Annotated in this window: 17 protein-coding genes; 9 read left to right on the top strand and 8 right to left on the bottom strand. The window is 49.8% G+C overall.

Annotation, left to right across the window (positions count from 1 at the left end; all coding sequences use genetic code 11):
• Positions 1 to 208 precede the first annotated feature (208 nt).
• The 7 genes from AB1757_17275 (at position 209) to AB1757_17245 (ending at position 10,469) form a co-directional block, all read left to right on the top strand.
• Complete coding sequence (locus AB1757_17275) at positions 209 to 1,288, top strand: alpha/beta fold hydrolase (protein ID MEW6128792.1); 1,080 nt, start codon at positions 209 to 211, stop codon at positions 1,286 to 1,288.
• A gap of 100 nt (positions 1,289 to 1,388) precedes the next feature.
• Positions 1,389 to 2,159 carry an inositol monophosphatase family protein gene (locus AB1757_17270; GenBank protein ID MEW6128791.1) on the top strand — a complete coding sequence of 257 codons (771 nt, stop codon included), beginning with the start codon at positions 1,389 to 1,391 and terminating at the stop codon, positions 2,157 to 2,159.
• A gap of 210 nt (positions 2,160 to 2,369) precedes the next feature.
• The gene (locus tag AB1757_17265; protein ID MEW6128790.1) at positions 2,370 to 3,314 is read left to right on the top strand and encodes a hypothetical protein; all 945 of its coding nucleotides are present in this window, start codon (positions 2,370 to 2,372) and stop codon (positions 3,312 to 3,314) included.
• Positions 3,315 to 3,506: 192 nt separating this feature from the next.
• Positions 3,507 to 4,946: a clostripain-related cysteine peptidase gene (locus tag AB1757_17260; protein MEW6128789.1), complete on the top strand. Its 1,440-nt coding sequence runs from the start codon at positions 3,507 to 3,509 to the stop codon at positions 4,944 to 4,946.
• A gap of 98 nt (positions 4,947 to 5,044) precedes the next feature.
• Complete coding sequence (locus tag AB1757_17255; GenBank protein MEW6128788.1) at positions 5,045 to 8,578, top strand: CHAT domain-containing protein; 3,534 nt, start codon at positions 5,045 to 5,047, stop codon at positions 8,576 to 8,578.
• A gap of 230 nt (positions 8,579 to 8,808) precedes the next feature.
• Complete coding sequence (locus AB1757_17250) at positions 8,809 to 9,501, top strand: sigma-70 family RNA polymerase sigma factor (GenBank protein MEW6128787.1); 693 nt, start codon at positions 8,809 to 8,811, stop codon at positions 9,499 to 9,501.
• 41 nt (positions 9,502 to 9,542) lie between these two features.
• Positions 9,543 to 10,469, top strand: a complete 927-nt coding sequence (locus tag AB1757_17245; GenBank protein MEW6128786.1) for a hypothetical protein — start codon at positions 9,543 to 9,545, stop codon at positions 10,467 to 10,469.
• 215 nt (positions 10,470 to 10,684) lie between these two features.
• Here the strand turns inward: AB1757_17245 and AB1757_17240 are convergent, their stop codons facing one another.
• The gene (locus AB1757_17240; protein ID MEW6128785.1) at positions 10,685 to 11,392 is read right to left on the bottom strand and encodes a lysophospholipid acyltransferase family protein; all 708 of its coding nucleotides are present in this window, start codon (positions 11,390 to 11,392) and stop codon (positions 10,685 to 10,687) included.
• Between the two features lie 169 nt (positions 11,393 to 11,561).
• On the opposite strand from AB1757_17240, the gene AB1757_17235 reads away from it, so the two are divergent.
• On the top strand, positions 11,562 to 11,999 hold the full coding sequence (locus AB1757_17235; GenBank protein MEW6128784.1) for a peroxiredoxin: 438 nt from the start codon (positions 11,562 to 11,564) through the stop codon (positions 11,997 to 11,999).
• Positions 12,000 to 12,074: 75 nt separating this feature from the next.
• Here AB1757_17235 and AB1757_17230 read toward each other — a convergent pair whose 3' ends face one another.
• The 6 genes from AB1757_17230 to AB1757_17205 all read right to left on the bottom strand — a co-directional run bounded on the left by AB1757_17230 (position 12,075) and on the right by AB1757_17205 (position 17,872).
• Positions 12,075 to 13,859, bottom strand: coding sequence for a vanadium-dependent haloperoxidase (locus tag AB1757_17230; GenBank protein ID MEW6128783.1), 1,785 nt, complete (start codon positions 13,857 to 13,859; stop codon positions 12,075 to 12,077).
• 188 nt (positions 13,860 to 14,047) lie between these two features.
• Complete coding sequence (locus AB1757_17225) at positions 14,048 to 15,250, bottom strand: hypothetical protein (GenBank protein MEW6128782.1); 1,203 nt, start codon at positions 15,248 to 15,250, stop codon at positions 14,048 to 14,050.
• Positions 15,251 to 15,477: 227 nt separating this feature from the next.
• Positions 15,478 to 15,963 (bottom strand): hypothetical protein, encoded by a 486-nt coding sequence (locus AB1757_17220; GenBank protein MEW6128781.1) that lies wholly within the window; start codon positions 15,961 to 15,963, stop codon positions 15,478 to 15,480.
• A gap of 205 nt (positions 15,964 to 16,168) precedes the next feature.
• Complete coding sequence (locus tag AB1757_17215) at positions 16,169 to 17,242, bottom strand: WD40 repeat domain-containing protein (GenBank protein ID MEW6128780.1); 1,074 nt, start codon at positions 17,240 to 17,242, stop codon at positions 16,169 to 16,171.
• A 112-nt stretch (positions 17,243 to 17,354) separates the two neighbouring features.
• Positions 17,355 to 17,531: a hypothetical protein gene (locus tag AB1757_17210; GenBank protein ID MEW6128779.1), complete on the bottom strand. Its 177-nt coding sequence runs from the start codon at positions 17,529 to 17,531 to the stop codon at positions 17,355 to 17,357.
• 110 nt (positions 17,532 to 17,641) lie between these two features.
• Entirely contained in the window at positions 17,642 to 17,872 is a 231-nt protein-coding gene (locus AB1757_17205) for a hypothetical protein (protein MEW6128778.1), read from the bottom strand.
• A 215-nt stretch (positions 17,873 to 18,087) separates the two neighbouring features.
• Between AB1757_17205 and AB1757_17200 the strand changes: the two genes are divergently transcribed.
• Positions 18,088 to 20,346 (top strand): winged helix-turn-helix domain-containing protein, encoded by a 2,259-nt coding sequence (locus tag AB1757_17200; GenBank protein ID MEW6128777.1) that lies wholly within the window; start codon positions 18,088 to 18,090, stop codon positions 20,344 to 20,346.
• A 249-nt stretch (positions 20,347 to 20,595) separates the two neighbouring features.
• Here AB1757_17200 and AB1757_17195 read toward each other — a convergent pair whose 3' ends face one another.
• Positions 20,596 to 20,775: a DUF5678 domain-containing protein gene (locus AB1757_17195; GenBank protein MEW6128776.1), complete on the bottom strand. Its 180-nt coding sequence runs from the start codon at positions 20,773 to 20,775 to the stop codon at positions 20,596 to 20,598.
• Between the last annotated feature and the right edge of the window lie 73 nt (positions 20,776 to 20,848).

The following is a 20,848-nucleotide window of genomic DNA, read 5'->3' as shown; positions in this document are numbered from 1 at the left end:
TTTCAGCGAATATATTCGCGCCGTTTCAATCCGTGAAACGGGCAATCGATGACACCAGGAAATTCTGAGCAATGCGGCTGGCAGGTGGCGAATTGGACAAAACTCGGTTGACAGGAGACCGGCATCAAAATGATTGCGATGCGGTACTGACTGTTTTTTGCCTTCCTTGATAGGTTCTTCGCCGCACACTACAATCAAAATTTGTTTTATGAATAAAGCACACATTATCGACCAACTCCAGCGCACACCATTTGTGCCGCATCCGGCTATCAAGAACGGGCACGCGCAAACCATCGTCGGGTCATTCATTCGCCGCCGCACGCCGCTGCTCACAAAGCTCGCGACGCCGCGCTTTTTCGATGTCGCGCCATCAACGCAAGTCCTGGGCGATTGTTCCTGGCAGGAAGATAAAGCCAACCGCCCGACGCTCATTTTATTGCACGGAATGGAAGGTTCGATTGATTCGGGTTATATGCTGGGAACCGCAGAACAGGCTCTGGCAGCCGGTTTCAACGTCATACGCCTCAATCATCGCAACTGCGGCGGCACCGAACACCTGACGCCGACTTTGTATCACGCGGGACTCACGGACGATTTGCGCGCCATCATCAAAGAGTTGATTGAGGTGGACAAGCTCAAAGAAATTTATGTTGTCGGTTATTCGCTTGGCGGCAATATCGTGATGAAGCTTGCGGGCGAATACGGCGCGACGGTTCCAGCCGAAGTCAAAGGCGTCATCGTGGTGTCACCTTCGATTGATTTATCCATCTGCGCCGATGCCATCGAGATGCGCTCGAATTTCATTTATCACCTGCGGTTTATTTACAGTCTCAGGAATCGTATGCGCCGCAAAGCGCGGTTGTTTCCTGAAAAATATGACGAAACGAAATTGGCGGGCGTGTGGACGATTCGCAAATTTGATGATGTCTATACCTCGCGCCACATGGGTTTTCGCGATGTGGCGGATTACTATCAGCGGGCGAGCGCCATCGGTTTCGTCAAAGACATTCGAGTGCCGACGCTCATTATTCATGCCAAAGACGACCCGTTCATTCCCTTTGTGTCGTTTGAAAGTCGCGAGGTCAACGATAACCCCAATGTCATATTGCTCGATACCACGCACGGCGGACACGTCGGTTTCATCACCGGCGACAAAGACCCGACGAATCGTTTCTGGTATGAAAAGAAGATTGTCGAGTTCGTTAGTCTAATAAAGAAGTCTGGAGTCTGGAGTCTGGAGTCAAAAGAGAGAAAGTATGAAGTCGGAACGATGAAGTCGGAACAATGAAACGATTCCTTCAGTTCATCATTCATACTTCATACTTTCTTCATTCTGAATCCTGAATCCTGAATCCTGAATCCTGTATCCTGAGAAGAAAGGAATTTGAATGCTCGAATTTGCCATCAGTGTGGCTAAAGAGGCTGGGGCGTTGTTGCGCGACCGGCTCAATACCAATTTCACTATCTCTCATAAAGGCGAAATCAATCTCGTCACCGAAGTCGATATTGCCAGCGAAAGTTTAATCCGCGAACGTATCGCGACGCGCTTCCCACGCCATCAAGTGCTTGCCGAAGAGAGCGGCTTGGCGGAAACCAGTTCGGATTATCGCTGGGTCATTGACCCTCTGGATGGCACCACCAATTACGCGCACGGCTATCCGATTTTTTGCGTTTCCATTGGGCTTGAACATCAGGGCAAAGCGATTATCGGCGTCGTCTATGACCCGATGCGCGAAGAATTATTTTCCGCAGAACGCGGCAGCGGCGCGTGGCTCAACAATAAAAAAATTCAGGTGTCGGATATTAAAGAATTATCGAAAAGCTTACTGTCCACAGGTTTTCCTTATGACATCAAAACCTCCAAGGTAACGAACCTCGAACACTGGACGAATTTTGCGATGAACGCGCAGGCTTTGAGGCGCGATGGCGCGGCAGCATTGGATTTGTGTTACACGGCTTGCGGACGTTTTGACGGATTCTGGGAACTCAATTTGAGCGCCTGGGATATGGTCGCAGGCAGTTTGATTGTCGAGGAAGCGGGCGGACGTATCACGAATTTCGCGGGCGGCGAATTTTCCGCCTATGTGCCTGAAATTATCGCCAGCAATGGATTGATTCACGAGCAGATGATGGCGATCATCGCCATGAAAGAGCAGTAGGTGATAGGTTAAAGAGAAACGCCTCCGCGATTTGTTCGCCGTTCAATTGGTTTTGTCAGGGTTTCTTGTTTAGCGGTTGCAATTGATATTACCAACGTTGAGGAAGCGGTCGAAGACCGCTTCCTCAACTCTAGTTGATTGTTGTGTCTTCGGTGAATAGAAAGGAAAGCTTGCGTGCGCTCATTGGTTTTTATGTTGATGGTTGTTTCAATGTTCACTCAATGGATGAGCGGCAGCGCGCCTTCTTCGCATCCCGCTTTTCCTCTGGTCAAACAAGACACCGCGCCAGTGTCGCCAAAAGTCAGCGACCCGTTTCAAGCTGAAATCCAGCGACTCTTTGGTGAAGGGCTAACCTTGAAAGAGGCTCTGGAAGCCGATTTGGAGCCGACAGGCGCGCATCATCTGGCGGCAATCTTTGAACGCGGCAAGCATCAAGACCCCAAAGCCGCTTATGAATTTCGCCTGATTGAAAGCGACGGCAAAACCGCGAAGACGATTTTTCGCCGCACCGAATTTTTCTTTTCCTTTGCCGCTTTGAATGAAATGAACCGCTTGAACGCTACGGACATCAACGGCGACGGGCTGAAAGAAATCATTGTCCAGAGTTCAAGCGGCGGCAATTGCTGGGCGTGTAATCCGATTGAGATTTATCAGGTCAAAGCGCATAAAGGGGTGTTGATTGCCGCTGCCCCGATTCAAAAAATTGCTGATTTAAACGGCGATAAAATTTATGAACTCATGGTTGCCGATGCGCGCTGGGAATTTTACGGAGAGTTGTCGCACGCGGCTTCACCGAATGTGAAATTGATTTATAAATGGCTGAACGGGCGTTATGTGAATGCGTCGCGGGAATTCGCGGATTTTTATCAAGCGGAAATTGTCCGTTTAAGACAAGCGATTCAGGAAGCCAAGACCAGCATTACCGATGCTGAAGGGTCGGATGATTTTTACATTGGGTTGATTTTGACGCTGGCGATTACCTACCGGCATGCAGGCGATTTGCGGCGCGGCTTGGATGAGATGGAAGCGATGCTGAAAACGGACACCCGCACTGCCGAACAACTCAAACGCCGGGAAGCGATTATTAAAGATTTCCGCCTCGGCGAGAGTGCTCAGAAAATTTTACAAGTCAAATACGGCGACCCGATTTTGTAAACCGGTTTCTTGCTGAATCTACTCCTCACTCATCATTTCCAACGTTGCCGTCCCCTGAAAGATTCCAATTTGCATATCCAAAAAAAAGAGCATAACCTAATTGCCCCGGTAACAATCCTTTCACATTAAGCGATTGCCAGTTGATTCCCATAGGCGGGTTTGCCTGAATTTGCATCTAGTGAGGGACGGGTGATGAAAAATTGGACAATCATGATTTATATGGCAAGCGATAACGATTTGGGTGACGAAAGCATCGGCGCGCTGAAAGGACTATTCGCAGTTGGCGTCAACGCCAACTTTGCTGTCGTCGTTCAATTTGACCCTTTTGGAAAAGACAACTCACGAAGATATGTCCTCTCGACACCAAGAGGAGAGTTCGCTTTAGATAAAGATGGGGTGTTGGAAAAAAGCGGCGTCAAAAAACGCGTGCCGCCGACTTATACAAAAAAGAAGGGTGCATTAAGGTCTTATCTGGCACAACGAATTCGCGAGTTCTTTGACTTTGCCATTCAGGGTTGTCCGGCAGAAAACTATTTACTGGTTTTAGCGGGTCACGGCAGCGGCGCGGTCGGCGAAGTTTTAATGCTCGATACGTCACCGCTCAGTTTTCTGTCGCTTACGGATGTGCGCGACATCCTGAAAAAAATCTCCCCGACGATAAAAAAAATCAACGGCAAAGACAAAATTGATATTCTGGGTTTTGATTCCTGCGCCATGAGCGCGCTTGAGGTAGGTTACGAATTGAAGGATTATATCCGCTACCTGGTCGCTGCCGAAGGCTTGGAATCCAGTCTTGGCTGGCCCTACTTTCGCCTGACCGCAACTTTGAAAGAAAAAGCCGATTTCACGCCTGAAGAACTAGCCCACTTGCTGGTAAAAACTCATACCGCCTTTTATGCGGACTTTGCCACTTCCGGTATATCGGGCGATTTAGCGGTATGCGATATGCAAAACATCGAGGGCTTGAAAAAGAGCGTTGCCAATCTGGCTAAAGTATTACTCAAAAAAATGAGCGAAGAAGTAAAAAGTCGCGATACGGTTAAGCGGGTAACTCAGGCGATCATCACCGCTCATTGGGAAGCGCAATCCTATAAATTTGAAGAGTACACTGACCTCTGGGATTTTTGTGACCTCCTCGAACACCATTGTGAAGATGAAAAAGTTATCAATGTCTGCCGGGAGGTGAAAAAATCAATCAGCAACGAAAGCAACCAACAGGGCGACCTATATCCGGGTGCAAAGGAAAAAACCAGGTATGTTTTGAAATCCTGTTATGCCGGAGGCTGTTACCAACATTCGCATGGAGTGTCCATTTTTTTCCCCTGGGTTGAAGATGAATTGGGTTGGAAAGGTTACGACAAACTCCGTTTTGTAAAAGACAGTAACTGGAAGGGGTTTTTGAAATCCTATCTCGATTCTACAACGCGCAAACCTCGTCCTTCGGCAAATCCTCGGGCACGTCTCCAGCCGGTCGTTGCCAAAGCAATCGCCACAGGTTTTCGGTATGTGCCGCCTTATACCCGATATGTGCCGCCTTACAGTAAGTATGTGCCACCTTATAGCAAAGGGTTTATGGGAGAAGGAAAAGTAAAAAATCCGCCCCGGAAATATTTTGTAGATGTTTATGAATAAAACCTCCTTGATGGTTTTCTGAGTGATTCAGGAAACGGCGGAGCGTCGGTCATTACCAAAGACCTCCGCGCAATTTTATCAACCGGTGATTGGCGACCATGAGATGCCTATCCAGTAAAAAATCGCCTGGACGCACAGGAAGGCACTGGCGTTTGGCGCTCATCCTCCTGTTTTTTTTCCCAAGCCTGGCATCGTCGCAACCAGCTCAATCGCCGGAAAACCTTCAACTAAGCCCAAACCGTGCTGTCGAAAAAACGATTTCCGGCAACGCGGCACAGAGCTTTGGGTTATCTCTGGAATCAGGGCAATACGTTCGTTTACGACTGGAACAAAGTCAGGCGGAATGCAGTCTTGCCATCTATAATGCGCTCAGGCAAAAACTACAAGAGGTCTTCTACAAAGGGCAGGCGACTGCGCATCTCTCATTTCTGCCGAAAACTTCATCCGATTACACCATTGTGGTCACGCCGGTTCTGATGTTTTCCGACACCGCCAGGTATCGCCTTGCAATTGAAGACCTGCGCGCCGTGAAAGCTCAAGACCATCTGCGCCTGGCGGCTGAAAAAGCCTTATCTGAGGGCGAATATCTGCAAGACAAGGGCGCCATTCGCAAAGCCATCAATCGCTTTGAACAGGCGCTGCAACTCTGGCGCGAACTTGGGGCGTTTACCGAACAGGGCAACGCGCTCATCAAACTCGGCGAGATTTATCAATTAAGCGGAAATTACCAGCGTTCGTTGACCTATTTTCAACAAGCTTTGCGCCTGAGCCGGGAACGGTCGGATAAACAGCTTGAGGCGGAGGCTTTAAATGACTGCGGCTATACCGACCTGTATCTCGGCAATAAAGCAAAAGCTTACGAAGCCATCACCCAGGCTTTAACATTAAGTATGGCGACGGGCAATCCGCGTCTCCGAATTCAGGCGTTTTATCGACTCGGAGAATATTTTGATTTAAGCGGCGATTTCGCGAATGCGCTGGTTCATTACCAGGAGGCTTTGACGCTTGCCCAACAACACAACGACCTGCGCGCCAAGGCACTCATTATTTTTAATATTGGCACGGTCTATTCGGCACTAAATGACAAATCGCCGGGCTTGGAAAATCTCAATGAAGCAGTTTCGCTTGCGCAATTTCTTAAAGACTCCCGCCTGGAAGCCTGGGCGCTGATTAGCATCGGGCATCTCTATTCAAAATTGTCAGAAAAGCAGGAGGCATTAAATTATTATTCTCAAGCGCAACGAATAATCGGCAGCACCGGCGATAGAGTTTGGGAAGCCAGCATTTATAGCGGCTTAGGATATGTTTGGGATGAATTGGGCAACAAAGCAACGGCGTTGAACTATCACAAAAAGGCGCTCGCGATTTATCAAACCACCAATCTGGTCAAAGCCTTGATTCCGGCGCTTTTTACGATTGGCAAACTTTATCAATCTATCAATCAGCAGCAACAGGCAATGGCTTATTTATTGCGCGCCCAACGCGCCAATCAATTGGCGCGTGATCGTGAATTCGAGCCGGTCATCATTCACCAGATGGGCGAACTTTTTGCTTCGATGGGCAACTCGCGACTGGCGATGCAGTATTTTGAAAAAGCCTTAAAGCTTAATCAATTGATTCACCAACCGCGTGAAGAAGCGGTCAATCTCAATGGCATCGGCAATCTGCTCTTTCAGAATAATGAGCCGTTCAAGGCGATTGAGGTATTCAAGCAGGCGTTAAAACTCAGCGAACAGGTAGGCAACAAATTTGAAGCGATAAATACTCTGGTTTTTCTGGCAAAAATCGAAATGTCGCTGAAAAACTGGCAGACCGCGCGCCATCATCTTAACGACGCCATCAGCCTGTCGGAATTCATTCGCCAAAATGTTAAAGGACCGGAACTTCGCACCAGTTATTTTTCCACCGCACAAAAGATTTATGACCTCTACGTAGACCTGTTGATGTTGCTGCATCGACAAAATGCGACGGCGGGATTCGACGCGCTGGCGTTTGCGATGAGTGAACGAGCCAGAGCCAGAACCTTGATTGAATTGTTGCTGGAATCGCAAATTGATATACGCGAAGGCGTGGAGGCATCCTTGCTGGAGCGCGAAAAAGAATTACAGCAAAGGTTCACCGAAAAAGCTGTATTTAAAGACCGCTTGCTGAGTATGCAGCACTCGCCAGCCCAACTCAAAGCCCTGGATGCAGAACTCGAAGAAATTTCCGAAGCATTAAAACGCGCGCGTTCCCACATTCGTGCAGCCAATCCGCACTATGCTGCGTTGTCCGCTTCACAATCGCTGACGACGAGTGAGATTCAAGCGCTGCTTGATGATGACACGGCGCTTTTGGAATACCGGCTTGGCGATGAGCGCAGTTTTTTATGGCTCGTCAGTTCGTCAACCTTGCAAAGTTTTGCGCTTCCCTCACGTGAGGAAATCGAATCTGAGGTGGCGCGTTTTTATCAACTGATTACTGAATCGGAGGGAGCGGTTCGCGGTTCGATTCGCTTACAAAATCAACCAAAGGCACGGAAAGTTTCTGATTTTACTCAATCGGCAACTCGTTTGAGTGAACTGTTGCTCGCGCCGGTGGCGTCACACATCGCTGGCAAACGTCTGGTCATCGTCGCTGATGGCGCGTTGCAATACATTCCGTTTGCCGCTTTGCCGTTAAACGAATCTGCGGTCGGGAGTCGGGAGTCGGAAGTCAACAAACCGCCAACTACCAACCGCCAACCCGAAAGTTCAATATCCGCTGTAGAAAATTTGTCGCGACAAGCCGACTCTCGACTCCCGACTCCCGACGCCCGACTCCCTTTGATCTGCAATCACGAAATCATCAACCTGCCATCTGCTGCCGTGCTCGCCGTGTTGCGACAGGAATTCGGCAAACGACCGACGGCTGAAAAATCTCTGGCTATTTTTGCCGACCCGGTGTTTAACCAGCAGGATGAACGGCTCACGGCATCCGCCGGTTTGAAAAACTCAGCAGCCAGCCATCGAAGGATGAGAACTGTCAGGCAAAGAAGCATCGCAGAATTATTAACCCGCACGGATAAACGCGCCATTGACCGGTTGATGTTTTCCAGCAAAGAGGCGGAGGCGATTTTGCAATTGGTAAACTCAAATGACGCTTTGCAGGCGACAGGCTTTGCCGCAAGCCGCGATACGGTTTTGCAAAGTGAGTTGAGCCGCTATCGGTTCATTCATTTTGCGACTCACGGCTTACTGGATAACCATAACCCGGAAATGTCCAGCATCGTCTTATCGCTTTATGATGAAAGCGGCAAATCGCAAAATGGTTATCTGCGATTCGCCGACATCTGCGATTTAAAATTGAATGCCGAACTGGTGGTGCTCTCAGCCTGCCAGACGGCGCTCGGCAAAGAGTTTCGCGGCGAAGGGTTGATGGGACTAACGCGCGGCTTTATGCAGGCTGGCGCTAAACGTGTGGTCGCGAGCCTCTGGAACGTGAACGACAAAGCCACTGCCGAGTTGATGAAACGATTTTATAAAAAATTACTGGTTGACGGGTTGCGACCATCAGCCGCACTGCGCCAGGCGCAAATCGAGATGTTTCAGAGCAAGCCCTGGAAATCGCCTTATTTCTGGGCAGGATTTACTTTGCAGGGTGAATGGCGTTGATCATTGGGGAATTGCCAGTCCACGCAAGCTTCACTCCCTTCCTGTTTTTTCCCATTGAAAATTGTTATAAAGCGTTTCCTCGGAAACCGAGATTGATGCACAATCAATAACCTGTGGGGTAGGGTCTGACTGCTTAGAGCGATTTGCAGTTGAATGTAGGGGCACTGCCCGGAACGTGATGACCATCATTGGCTTCGCAACATCCGGGCAGCCACCAGGGCTGCCTCTACATGGCTTCTTACATTCATTCGCAAACCGCTATCGAACCAAAATTCAAGTCAGGCGCAACACGCTGGTTGAGGTGGGTTATTCGCAAAATCAAGTGGGAAATAGATGAAGTTGCCTTCAATAAGCTATTGCTGCATTTCGACGCCGATGTGCATCGCGCGGCTCAGTTGTATGAACTCATGCGTGACCAACTCATCCGTTTTTTTGAAAGCCGAGGTTGCAAGAGTGCGCCGGAACTCACCGATGCAACCTTTAACCGGGTCATGCGCAAAATCGCCGAGGGCACAGAGATTGCCGAGACTGCGATTGGCGCTTATCTCTACAGCGTGGCGCGCAATGTTCTTAAAGAATACTGGCACAATGCCGGTCATCAAAATATCGAGTTGAATGAATTGCCGCCCAGCCTGCACCCTGCGGAAAATCCTAACCATACCGAGGAAAGGTTGGAACGACGCCTTGAACGCGAACGAAAGCTTGAGTGTCTCGAATCCTGCGTGCAGAAGCTATCGGAAACCGAACGTAAAATGATTCTCAGCTATTATCAGGGCGAAACCGGTCTTAAAATTGAGAATCGCAAAAAGCTTGCCGAACGTTTCAATCTGACGTTGACCACCCTGCGCACCAGAATCTTTCGCATTCGCGAGCGTCTGGAACGTTGTGTCGAAGATTGTTATGAAAAATTCACCGGTCAGTGAAATGGAATTCACATTTTCTCATTTAGTGTCAGGGGGGAAAATTGTTAAACAAAAATAACAATGTAAGCGCGTTGACCCGGTATCTGCTCGGACAGTTGAGCGAAGCCGAGCAAACTGCAATTGAAGAGAGCTATTTTACCGATGCGGACTATTTTGAGCAGTTGAAAATTGCTGAAGCCGAATTGCTCGACGATTATGTCAACGAGCGTTTGTCGTCTGCCGACCGCCAAGCCTTTGAGAAAACCTATCTCTCATCGCCGAGTCGTCGCCGGCGCGCAACCTTTGCGGCGGTCTGGAAAACCTATGTCGCCAATCAACCCTTAATCGCGGGAGGTAAAGCGCCCGAAGGCGCTTTTTTCCGGAAGATTAAACGACCCTGGATATGGGTTCCGGCAACCGCCGCGTTATTACTGCTCATTGGCGGATTCTGGCTTGGTTTGCAAAACCAAAATTTAAATGTGGAGATTGAAAAAGCCATCGCTCAGGAAAGCGCCAGAATCGATGCCGAAATACAGGAGAAATTCAATGCCGCTCGCGAATTCGATGAACCAATTGCCCGCGAAAACCTGCCGCCGCCATCCCCCGCTCCGCAACCCAAGGATGAAAACCAGAATAATCATCAACTCATTGCCTCAATCGTTCTCAATCCCGGCGGGGTCAGAAGTTCAAGTCGAATGAACACCCTTGAGGTAAGTGCGACGACCAAAACCATCCGTCTCGTCCTGCCATTCAAAAGCGCGGAAAGCTATAAAAATTATGACGCTGTCATCGAAAAGCCCGACGGCGCGCCCGTATTCAGTGAAGGCAATCTCCCTGTGCAAAAAACTGCCGCGCAAAATCAGGTCATCTGGAAGCTTGCGGCAGGCGTCCTCAATGAAGGTGATTATCTGATCACTTTGCGCGGCATCAATGCGGCAAATGAAAGCGAAGATGTCGCCGATTATCAACTTAGAATCCGCAAAAAATAATTCTGCGCTTCGCCCAAATAACCCTCCTCCGAAAAATCCACGTAATATTTTTCGCTTTTCTGCATATACCAGTGAAAGGCGAGTTGCTTTTAAATGAGCGAAGAAACCGGCACAGAGAACGCTGATTTTATGAAATTGAGTTAGACACGCCTTCGACGAGTACGCCGCTTTACCGGTTTACTGGCTGGCAATCAATCAGGTTGGCGTAAGAATCGTCAGAAAGGGGAAGGCGTGTCTTGTTTCATCACCGGTTCAACATCATTTCCGCCAATCAACAACCTCTCCTCTTCAACGGTCGCGTCATCCAGAACACTGGCAACCACGGCGCGAGTACGATTTGCCAGTTCGCGGGCGCGCTGTTTGATTTCCAGTTTGTTCAATTCTTCGGTAAGCGGTTCAACGGCAATCGGCGGATGAAAAGTGATGGTCAATTCGCCGGAGCGCGGAAAGGTTTGATGCACAGGCCAAATCTCATAAGCCCCTTCGTGAATCGTAACCGGCAAAATCGGAATGCCGTGGGTGATGGCTAAGCGAAAAGCTCCGGCTTTAAAGGGCATCAACTTGCCGTTTTTTGAACGCCCACCTTCCGGGAAAATCACCAGCGCATCACCGCGCTTGAGTAACTCAATGGCTTCGCGTTGGGCGTATTTATCGGTGGATTCGAGTTTCACGGGAAAAGCTCCAAAGCTGCGCATAATCAAACCGAGTCCGGGAATTTCAAACATTCGCGCCCACGCCATATAGCGCACCCGCCGGTAAATCGGAATGGTTATCCAGATGGGGTCTGCATAGGTCAGATGATTCGGGGTTACAATGCACGCGCCGGATGGCGGAATATGTTCGACACCATTGAATTGAATTTTGAAAAACCAGCGGCTGAGCCATAACGCAACCGGTCGCAGAACAGTGATTACCAATCTCATCTTTTTCTCTTCAGTCGGTAAATTGAAACCGCGAGTCAATTAAACACTGCGCAAAACAATGAGCGCAAGCAAAGTCCCCGCCAGCGCGGAGTAACTGACAGGTCAAGGGGTTGTGAGCTATAGTTAAAAAGCTGATTCGTACCATAACATTCTCAAAGGAGGATAGCTCATGTTAAACGTTGGCGACCAAGCGCCGAATTTCACTGTCAAAACCCACACAGGAGAGGATGTAACCTTGAGCAATCTCAGAGGCAAAAAGGTTGTGTTGTGGTTTTATCCGAAAGCCGACACCCCTGGATGAACGCTTGAAGGAAAAGGCTTCCGTGATCGAAGCCAGGAATTTGCCCGGAAAAACGCTGAAATATTCGGCGTCAGTTTTGACACTCCCGAAGAAAATCTCGCCTTCGCGCAAAAATTCGACTTCCCTTTCAAATTACTCTGCGATAAGGAAAGAAAAATCGGCATAGCTTACGGGGCTTGTGATACACCCGACGCCGTTTATGCCAAACGCATCTCTTATGTAGTTGATGAGCAGGGCAACATCGCTCACGCCTTCGCGCAAGTCACTCCCGGTACACACCCGGATGAAGTGCTCGCGCTGCTTTAGAACCCATAAAACCCAAAGGGGTATGATAAGCAACTTATCACGCCCCTTTGGGTTTTGAATTCACGCTTGCTTTGCTTAAATGGTAATGCGCGTGCCGTCGAATTTCGTTAAGGAGAAGCCGCCGAAACTTTCGTGATAACAACTCTTGGTATCGCGCAAAATATTGATGGCGACCGCTTCGCCGAGTTTGTTGGCTTCCGTAGCATCGGTGCGCCAGTGTACGCCGGCGATGTTTCTGCCTTGGGAAATATTCGAGGCAATCTTATTCAATTCGCCGCCAACGGTGAGCGGTTCGCCCTCGTAAGGCACCAGCGATTGTCCATCGGCGCTTGGCATCACCGGGTTTTTAATGACTGCCGATTCATCAAAGAAAGCCTTGAGCATGGTTACGCAGGCACCAGCAACGGTCGCGTGTCCCGAACCATAAGAGGTATGAACGGGTGAGCCTTCCGGGAAGACTTGCGGCAACAGATGCGAACCATATTGGCTGAACACCTGATTCAATACACTTGAGCGCGTCAGGTCTGCATGGAACGGATAGGTAGCGCGATTCAATCGTTGAACTTCGACACGCCCACCGAACTCTTCTGGACGCAAACGGCGATGCACCATCCATTTCTGGAACCATTGGGCTTTGAGGGCGCGTGATGACGGTTCACAGACCATCGTAGCGATTGCCGGAGCGCCGAAAGTGCCAAACCCGACTTGCGATATGGACCCCGAAACGCCAACCGGCAAAGCTCTGCCGGCTCCTCCGTCGAGGATTTGCCCGTAAGGATTGCCCGCATCCAGCGGATAACCGCCATTTGCCAACACCAGAAAGGCGACAAAATAGGCTTGGAACAACACGTCTATGTGAACATAGAAACTGAGGTCACGACCATTGCGACAGAAATAGGCGTCGCCATTGGTGAACTGTTGCGTGGGCACAACCCCGTTTTGCACATCGAGCCATTCCTGAAAGGTGGTCATGAAATCAATGCCCGGCACATGGGTTCTCACGCGCTGGTCAATTTCCTGCGCGCCAAAGCCTGCGGGTTGCAAAAGAAATTGCGAAATGTAAGGACCCGTGGTGCAGCCCGCATAAGTATCGCGGAAAAGCATTTGCGGAGTGACGCGCCCACCTGCCTTAGGTCCGTGAAAATCCGACATCGTCGATAAATCATCGGCAGCGGCAGCAGCCAGCGGATGGGTTTCGTATTCTGTGAACGCAACATCGCGAAGCAATGCCATCCAGTAAAGTTCAACCATTTCCCCGGCTTCTTCGGCGCTCGCAAAAGCCGGGGACGGAGGCATCTGCAATTTATAGGAATCCGCGCCTTCGAGATCGAAAGCGTAACCGGATTGCGGATTGACCAGGCGACGGCGACGCGACTGATCAGCGGTGCCGAAATGACCACTGGTGACCAGCGCATCAAAATCAGCGTTTTTGCCGCTGCTCAGCGCATTGATGAACGCCTGATAAGCCGCCGGGTCAACTTCGCCGGTGGTCGGGTGATGTTTCAACGATTTTGTAAAACTGCCGATTTTATTGGCATATCGCGCTTCATCGCCATTGTCTGGATGCCCCGGGTCTGGTACAGCGCGTTGTTGCGCCGCCATTGATACGCGGGTTTGATAAGCGGTTTTTGCGCGTTTATTGCTGCCGAGCGGGCCAAGCACCTGAGTGTCGATCTCTTGCGCTTCCTGCGCCTGCGCAGTTTCGACACCAACGATGCTGACCACACTTGCCGCTACGGTAGCCGCGCCGATTTTCTCCAGGAATTCGCGGCGGTCTGTAGAAGCAGGTTTAGCTGGTGATTGGGATGAGGCATCGGCGCGGGTGTCCGATGCAGATTTTTGCTCGATTCGTTTTCTCATGACTAGCCCCCAATATTATTTTTGGTCAGGATTTTCTATCAAAACCCCAACGAGAGTGCAAATTATTCTGATTTATCACAGGGGCAAGCATCGAAATAATCACTTGATGAGGAACAAAGATTCCGGTCGTTTTTTCGATTACAGCTTTTCTATCGCATAAAGAAAACGAAGTCAACTTGGATAAAAAGTTATTGCAGTTCCCCGAACCGCGCTTCGACCATTGTCGGGGGCTTGGTGGCGAGTAAATGTGGCGGTTCAGTCCATCCGAACGCACACCTTAATAAAGTAAGCTGCGTCTCCTGTTCAATCAACATTCGGGCGAGATTGTCGAACAAATCATAACGCGCGGCATAAAGCGGCAGGTAATTATTTTCACAAAGACCCGCTATGGAAAATCCGCATAGAGATGACGCTTCCATCAACTTCACACGCAAATTGTGAATGGCTTTACCGGGCAAACTCACCCAGCCAACGCCAAGTATCGCTGCCGCAGCGAGTCCGACTGCCGAAGCCGCCAGCGCCTTTCCTGCGCCGCCTTTCTTGATATCGAAATCGTAAAGGTGAATGTCGCCCTGTTGCTGGTAATACGCGGGGTTGCCAAACAAACGACAGAACGCGAAAACCAAATCGTTCAATGATAGTGGACTCAACCACCAACCGTTCATCCTGCCTCTGCCATACAACAGGGTTTTATTGAGCAGCATCACCCGCGAGGTAAAATCTCCGGCAAGTTCGGCTGTCAGCCAGCCTCGCCTGTAGGCTGAGAGCGCCATTTGAAGCGCCTGCACGCATGAGGCATGTCGCGTCAACGATAAAGCCCATTGAGCGCCTGTCGGGTCTTCGGGAGTTGGTTGCACAAGCAGTTGGCTGGGCGGCAAGAGTTGTTCAGGGGGAATTTGATTGAGCGCCGCAAGAAAATTGATTAACGGCTTTTTCATCGGCTCAACGATCAGCGCATCCGGCAGGTGAAAGAGATTCATGAGGTCTTCCAGTAACAGCGCGATTTCCGGTGTCGGTTTACCAAGCGCCGCCGACAACTTCGCCAGAGATTCAGGGCTGGATAAATATTGAAAACACGGCGCTGGATTCAAGAAGTCGAATTGCAAACGAGCCAGGTCGTTGAGTTCGAGATTAAAAAATCTCCGGCGATTATGAAACAACACGCGCCCCGCCAGTCGTCTATCGGTCAGCATGAAAAACATATCGAATTCATCACGATATGAATCATCGCCAAGGGCAATCACCTGTTCGCCAATCGTGTGATCAAGCCCTGCGCCGCTGGCGGCAATCGCCTGATTGACTTTTTCGAGGGTGAGAATATGCGCCAGTTTAATTTTGCGATGTTGCAGATATTGTTGCGCCAAGGAGTAAATGCTTGGGGGTGCCTGCATTATTATCCTCCCTCCTGCTGCTTTGCAGTGAAAATAGATAAGAGTTTACCGGTTAATTTCATGAGGTAAAAAACAAACCACGCTGAGCGTGCCTTCAAATGAAGGTAGGCATTTTCTTACTCACTCCTTTTTTCATGGACGCTGAAGATAGAGACCGCACTGCCGGCATCAGCAATACGGTCATAAAATCCGGATTGAGTAATTCCGGTTAAAACCGGTAATCAAATTCAAGGGATGCAGCCCTGCATGCAGGCAGCTTTCAAAGCTCGTCCTGCAAGCTGTAGATTTGTCCAGATGATATTGAATTTCTCATTGAAATTATCATAGGAACTTTTCAGGCTGGATACCTCCGATGAATAATCCTCGCCCGTCCTTTTCAGCTTATCCTGAAGGTTTTGTAATCTTCCGCTAAAATCGCGAATCGCCTCGATGAACGCCTGCGCCTGATTTGCCAAATCTCGAAGATTTCCATCATTCAAGCGACTGGGCGCATCTTGCGAGAGTCCAGAGATTGCGGCAAGCGCACGTTCTCTTAAATCGTTGCTCGCCTTCAAGGCGCTATCCCGATCTTTTTGCTCGGCGTATTTAACGGTGTCGTCATAGTAACGCTTAAAGTCTGCATAGGGATCGGCGCGCGCGCGGTCAAGTTGAGCCGAAACGGTGATTGCCGAAACCATAAACAGCAACAGTAATTGTAAAGATTTTAAAATCATGTTTACCTCCGTAGGGTGATTAGCCAATACCCGGGTCAATGGAATGGAACCCTGGAAAACGTTCATCCAAGCGTCCCGTGAATAACAAAATAATTGGCAAGTCCCGAGCGAGAAGCTTTTACTCGATCAGGCAATAATGGATTGAAGACTTCGCAGCCCGATTGGAGAGTTCACCAGATTCAATCAGGCAGAATAATCCGGTCTTTTATTGTGGGATTAGACCGGCATCGATGGCTAAGGTGCGAAGCAACCTGCCATCGGGCATTCCCCATATTTTAATGGTGCCGTCAGCACTACTGCTCAGCAAAGTCTTGCCATCGGGGGTGAATGCCAGACAGGTCAAATTCTTGAGGTGGCTTTTGAGCCTGCGGCTTTCTAACCCCGAGGCTACATCCCAGAGGATGGCTTCATTATAAGTAGTGTCAAACCCTCCGCCACTTGCCAGGGTGTTGCCATCCGGGCTAAAGGCGACTGTCCAGACTCGGGTTCCGCTGCCTTTGAGCGGACTGTGTTCCGCGCCGACGCTCAGGTCCCACAGATAAATCGAGGTGTCGCCGCTGGCAGCCGCAAGCATTTTCCCGTCTGCCCGGAAAGCAATGCCATTGACAAAATTTCGATTGATTTTCCCCAGATGCTTGCCGGTCGAAATCTCCCATAGATGAACCCCGAACTGACTGACTTGCCGGTCAATGTTGCCTTCAGCACAACTGGCAGCCAGACTCTTTCCATTCGGGCTGAAGGCAATCGCGCGAAGTTCACTAAACTGACCGTACGCCCCGAGTTCAGTCAACGAACCGAAGGTTTGTACTTCGGTTCCCGTGGAGAGGTCCCAAATTTTTATTCTCTTGGTTTTTTCGGCATAAAACCCTGCCAGAGCCACTATTTTCCCATCGGCGCTTACTGCCATTTGAGTTCCCATTCCGGGATCGCTAATTGTGCGGAGTTCTTTACCCGCAGAAATATCCCAGATAGTGACCGCTTTATCGGCAGTTCCGCTCACCAGCAGTTTGCCATCGCTGCTGAACGCGACTTTAAAGACCCACCCTTGCCGCCCCTGGAATTTCCGCAGTTCTTTTCCCGTTGCCACATCCCACAATCGGACGATGCCATAATCGTACCCACTGGCAACCATCTTGCCATCCGGGCTGACGGCGATTGAATAAACCGGACTTGGCGCAAAAAAACTGCCGGGAAAAGGTTCACCATCGAGAGCGTTCAGGGATTTCGTCGCTGTCACAGAAAAAGCCGCAAAAATCAGCGCCAGAATAACTTTTTTCATACTCTCTCCTTTCTTGAACAGTTCATAATCTATTAAACCGTGAGTTCCCTATAGTGGGATTATTAAGGTTTACAACTTAGTGCAGTTTCAGTGACGGATCGCCGAGTAGAATTCAGGTCATCGGCATATCCGGATTATTGACCGATAGCTTCGCCGGTTGCGGCGCTTCTCCCAACATCAATTTGCTTGCGCTATCGTTGGTTGTGCTCAAGTCGGAGTTTGAATTGGCATTGATGCGTGCCTGCCGCAACCAATCCGCGCCGCTGTTGTTGCTCAAGATCAAGGGCAAAAAACAGCACCGGGGTCAAACCGATAAAGACAGCTTGGTTGGTGACCGTTTTTTTCAAGACCTTATCTCCCGAATTTTGCCGGCAGGTGAATTTTCGCGCGTTGAGGTTTCTACTCAATTTTGCTTTGGGAATCGTCGTCCGCGCTGATTAACGCCGGTTTATCGGTTAAGCGATTGAGGGAATCTCCGGTCAATCGTTTAACCAGTGTGGATATCTCATCGACCAGGTTTTCAGTAACGACAGTCGTTGACGGTTGTGAGGGTGGCTCAGCAATCACCTCTGTACTTGCGAATCGCTGGCAGCGAAAAACCGTAATTTTGATGCGGCGTTTGGTCGTCAACCTTCTTCTCCTTTGGCAGTAGATTTTTGCATGGTGTCGGATTTATAATCACAGCCGCTTGCATCTGGCGGTCTGCACCAGGTTGCTTTCTCGTCTGACTAACGACGCAGAAATTATCAGTTGACCGCAACTAAAGTAATGAAAGTTCAGTGAAAATTTAGTGAAAAAACGCGGAACATTACCTCAACCTCCGATAAAGCCGCTTGAATCCTGTCATGCAGCCGACCACCCCTCGAATTTATTCTTTCGGTGAATTCGCCCTCGACCTGACTCAGGGTTGCCTGCTTCACAATGGCGAACCGGTAAAACTGCGACCAAAAGTTTTTGAAGTGCTGCGTTATCTGGTAGAAAATTCCAACCGCCTGGTGAGTAAAGACGAATTGGTCGAAGTAGTGTGGGCGGATGCCATTGTTACCGATAATTCTCTGGTTCAATGCCTGAAAGAAGCGCGGGCGGCATTGCACGACAACGCGCATAACCTGATCAAAACCGTGCCACGACGCGGCTACATCTTTATTGCCAAGGTAAACGAAGCAAAGCCATCGTCTCCCCATTTAGCATTTGCCGAGCAGTTTGAGGGAATCAAGATTGTCATTGAAGACATCGAAGAACGTGAGTCGGCAAATCCGGTTGCTGAACCGGCATTGACGCAGCCTTCCCGGTCGCTGATGTCAGCGCCGAAACCCTATCGCGCTATTGAGGAGGTGATAAAAACTCCTAAGGCAAGGCTCGCAGTAGGGCTTCTTCCCCTCATCCTGCTTGTCGGAGCCATTGGCTATTATTGGCGGACCGCTAGCCCTTCATCAGCCAACAAACTCAAAGCCATTTCAATCCGTATTACCCAGCCGACAATCTTGACAAACAGTGGCGATGTTTACGGCGCAGCCATTTCGCCGAACGGGCAATATCTGGTCTATATCTGGTTGAGACCTCAGACTCGCAGCCTGCGTGTCCAACACCTGTCGACAGGGAGTACGATAGAAATTCTTCCGCCCATTCCGTCCCACCTTCAGCCGACCTGTAATTATTGGGGGGTGCTTTTCTCAGCCGATAGTAACTATATCTATTATTTGCTGGTCGATGATGGAGAGAATCTCCAGGGCGCGCTCTTTCGTGTACCCGTTCTTGGCGGGCACTCACAAAAGGTAATCAGTCATGTGAATAGTGCGTTTGAGTCGCCCGACGGGAAGCACATTGCCTTCATCCGTACCAATCAAATTCCGGGACTCTCCCGCTTGATGATTTGCAACAGAGACGGCACAAACGAGCAGATTCTCTCGACCATTGATACGAACTCAAGGTTCAATTCGCTCGGTTGGTCGCCGGATGGGACGAACATCCTGTATGTGTTCCGCCAATATACGCCAGAAGGTTACTTCCATTATCTGGCGGAAATTCCCGCTTCAGGTGGCACCGAACATCGCCTGATTCAACCCCGGCGCGAACGCATTATTGCGGCGGCATGGTTGCCGGACAAGAGCGGTCTGATGATGAATGCCGTTGATGCGCAAACCAATCTCCCGCAAATCTATTTTGTCGCTTATCCCGGTGGTGAGGTACAGCAACTGACCAACGACTGGAATAATTACAAAGGACTTACGATCACCGCTGACGGTCGCACGGTCGTTAGTGAAGTATCCGGCGGCACAACCAATCTCTGGTTGATGCCCAAAGACGCCCCCAGACAGGCTGTGTCACTGGCAAGCAGTTCGAGGGGCTGGTATTACGGTTTGTCCTGGACACCCGACAAGCAACTTGTTTATAACGCCTACGAAAACGGCGTTAGTCAAATCTGTAAGATGACAATCGATGGTAGTCATCGCCAACAACTCACTTCCGCACCCGGACACAACGCTGACGCCTCTGTTACCCCTGACGGGCGCTTTATGGTCTTCTATTCAACGCGCTCCGGCAGCGCTCAAATCTGGCGCATGACCGTGAATGGAGACGATCCGGTTCAACTCACTCATTCCCATGTGGGAGTATTCAAGCCGCAAACATCGCCTGATAGTCAATGGGTGTATTACACGGCGGATGTACAGGGAAGTTGGCAGGTGTGGAAGGTGCCGATAACCGGCGGCAAGGAGGAGTTAGTCGAGGCTGCCCCGGTAAAGGTCTGGGCGATTTCGCCTGATGGTAAGATGCTCGCCTACAGTTTCTTCGATGAGCAAAATAAGCAAATGCAGGTCGCCGTGCGGCGACTCGACGAAAACGAGCCATTCCGCTATTTCGACATCGCCGCTGAAGTAAAGTTAGAGTGGACCCGAGACGGTCGGGCGCTGACTTATATTAATTCCCAGTCTACCTCAAAAAACATCTGGGTACAGTTGTTAGATGGTGAGGAGGCGCGACCGCTGACGGCGCTGGGCGCAGACCAGTGGATCGCCGCTTACGCCTGGTCACCCGATGGTGAAGCTTTGGCGTATACCCGTGTTAATACCACCTTTGACGTGGCACTGCTCCAACTGAAATAGCTACATCTCCATATTGGTTGGTGAAAACGGGTTCATTAAAAATCAAAAGAATTCGTCCGGTGTCTGATGTCGCCACATCGGATTGGTCACCGCCTCTTATTCATACCTGCCGAGATAAATTAGTTCCTCGTAATCCAGCAATCCGATTCGCAATCTATCAAGAAATCCCAGCCGCCCAAGTACATTCACAAAAAACTCTGTGGACTCGGAAAAATGAATACCGATGAAAGAAACTGAGGTTGTAATCCATCACAACCAACCTCCTGTATAAGCTCCCTGGTCTTCCTGAATGTGAACAATGAAAGGTCGCTGTACACCTGCTGAACGTATCTTTTCCTTAAAAGCCAACGGATTATCGCCGTGAGCAATCAATCGGTCACCATCCAAGGCAACCCATTGTCCTACATATTCGCTTCGATTTTCGGCAATTCACGCCATTTCTCTTGAACGATCAATGTGCGGCAATCGCGCTTTACGAATTTCCGGTAAGGTCTTTTCCATA

The organism is Acidobacteriota bacterium, from assembly GCA_040754075.1.
In the GTDB taxonomy this organism is placed as follows: domain Bacteria; phylum Acidobacteriota; class Blastocatellia; order UBA7656; family UBA7656; genus JBFMDH01.
This window is presented reverse-complemented; position numbering and strand designations above follow the sequence as displayed.

Excerpts from the sequence above, each read along its gene's own strand:
- AB1757_17275 (MEW6128792.1), top strand. The coding sequence starts at position 209 with ATGAATAAAGCACACATTATCGACCAACTCCAGCGCACACCATTTGTG.
- AB1757_17270 (MEW6128791.1), top strand. The coding sequence starts at position 1,389 with ATGCTCGAATTTGCCATCAGTGTGGCTAAAGAGGCTGGGGCGTTGTTG.
- AB1757_17265 (MEW6128790.1), top strand. The coding sequence starts at position 2,370 with ATGTTCACTCAATGGATGAGCGGCAGCGCGCCTTCTTCGCATCCCGCT.
- AB1757_17260 (MEW6128789.1), top strand. The coding sequence starts at position 3,507 with ATGAAAAATTGGACAATCATGATTTATATGGCAAGCGATAACGATTTG.
- AB1757_17255 (MEW6128788.1), top strand. The coding sequence starts at position 5,045 with ATGAGATGCCTATCCAGTAAAAAATCGCCTGGACGCACAGGAAGGCAC.
- AB1757_17250 (MEW6128787.1), top strand. The coding sequence starts at position 8,809 with ATGGCTTCTTACATTCATTCGCAAACCGCTATCGAACCAAAATTCAAG.
- AB1757_17240 (MEW6128785.1), bottom strand. The coding sequence starts at position 11,392 with ATGAGATTGGTAATCACTGTTCTGCGACCGGTTGCGTTATGGCTCAGC.
- AB1757_17230 (MEW6128783.1), bottom strand. The coding sequence starts at position 13,859 with ATGAGAAAACGAATCGAGCAAAAATCTGCATCGGACACCCGCGCCGAT.
- AB1757_17225 (MEW6128782.1), bottom strand. The coding sequence starts at position 15,250 with ATGCAGGCACCCCCAAGCATTTACTCCTTGGCGCAACAATATCTGCAA.
- AB1757_17220 (MEW6128781.1), bottom strand. The coding sequence starts at position 15,963 with ATGATTTTAAAATCTTTACAATTACTGTTGCTGTTTATGGTTTCGGCA.
- AB1757_17215 (MEW6128780.1), bottom strand. The coding sequence starts at position 17,242 with ATGAAAAAAGTTATTCTGGCGCTGATTTTTGCGGCTTTTTCTGTGACA.
- AB1757_17200 (MEW6128777.1), top strand. The coding sequence starts at position 18,088 with ATGCAGCCGACCACCCCTCGAATTTATTCTTTCGGTGAATTCGCCCTC.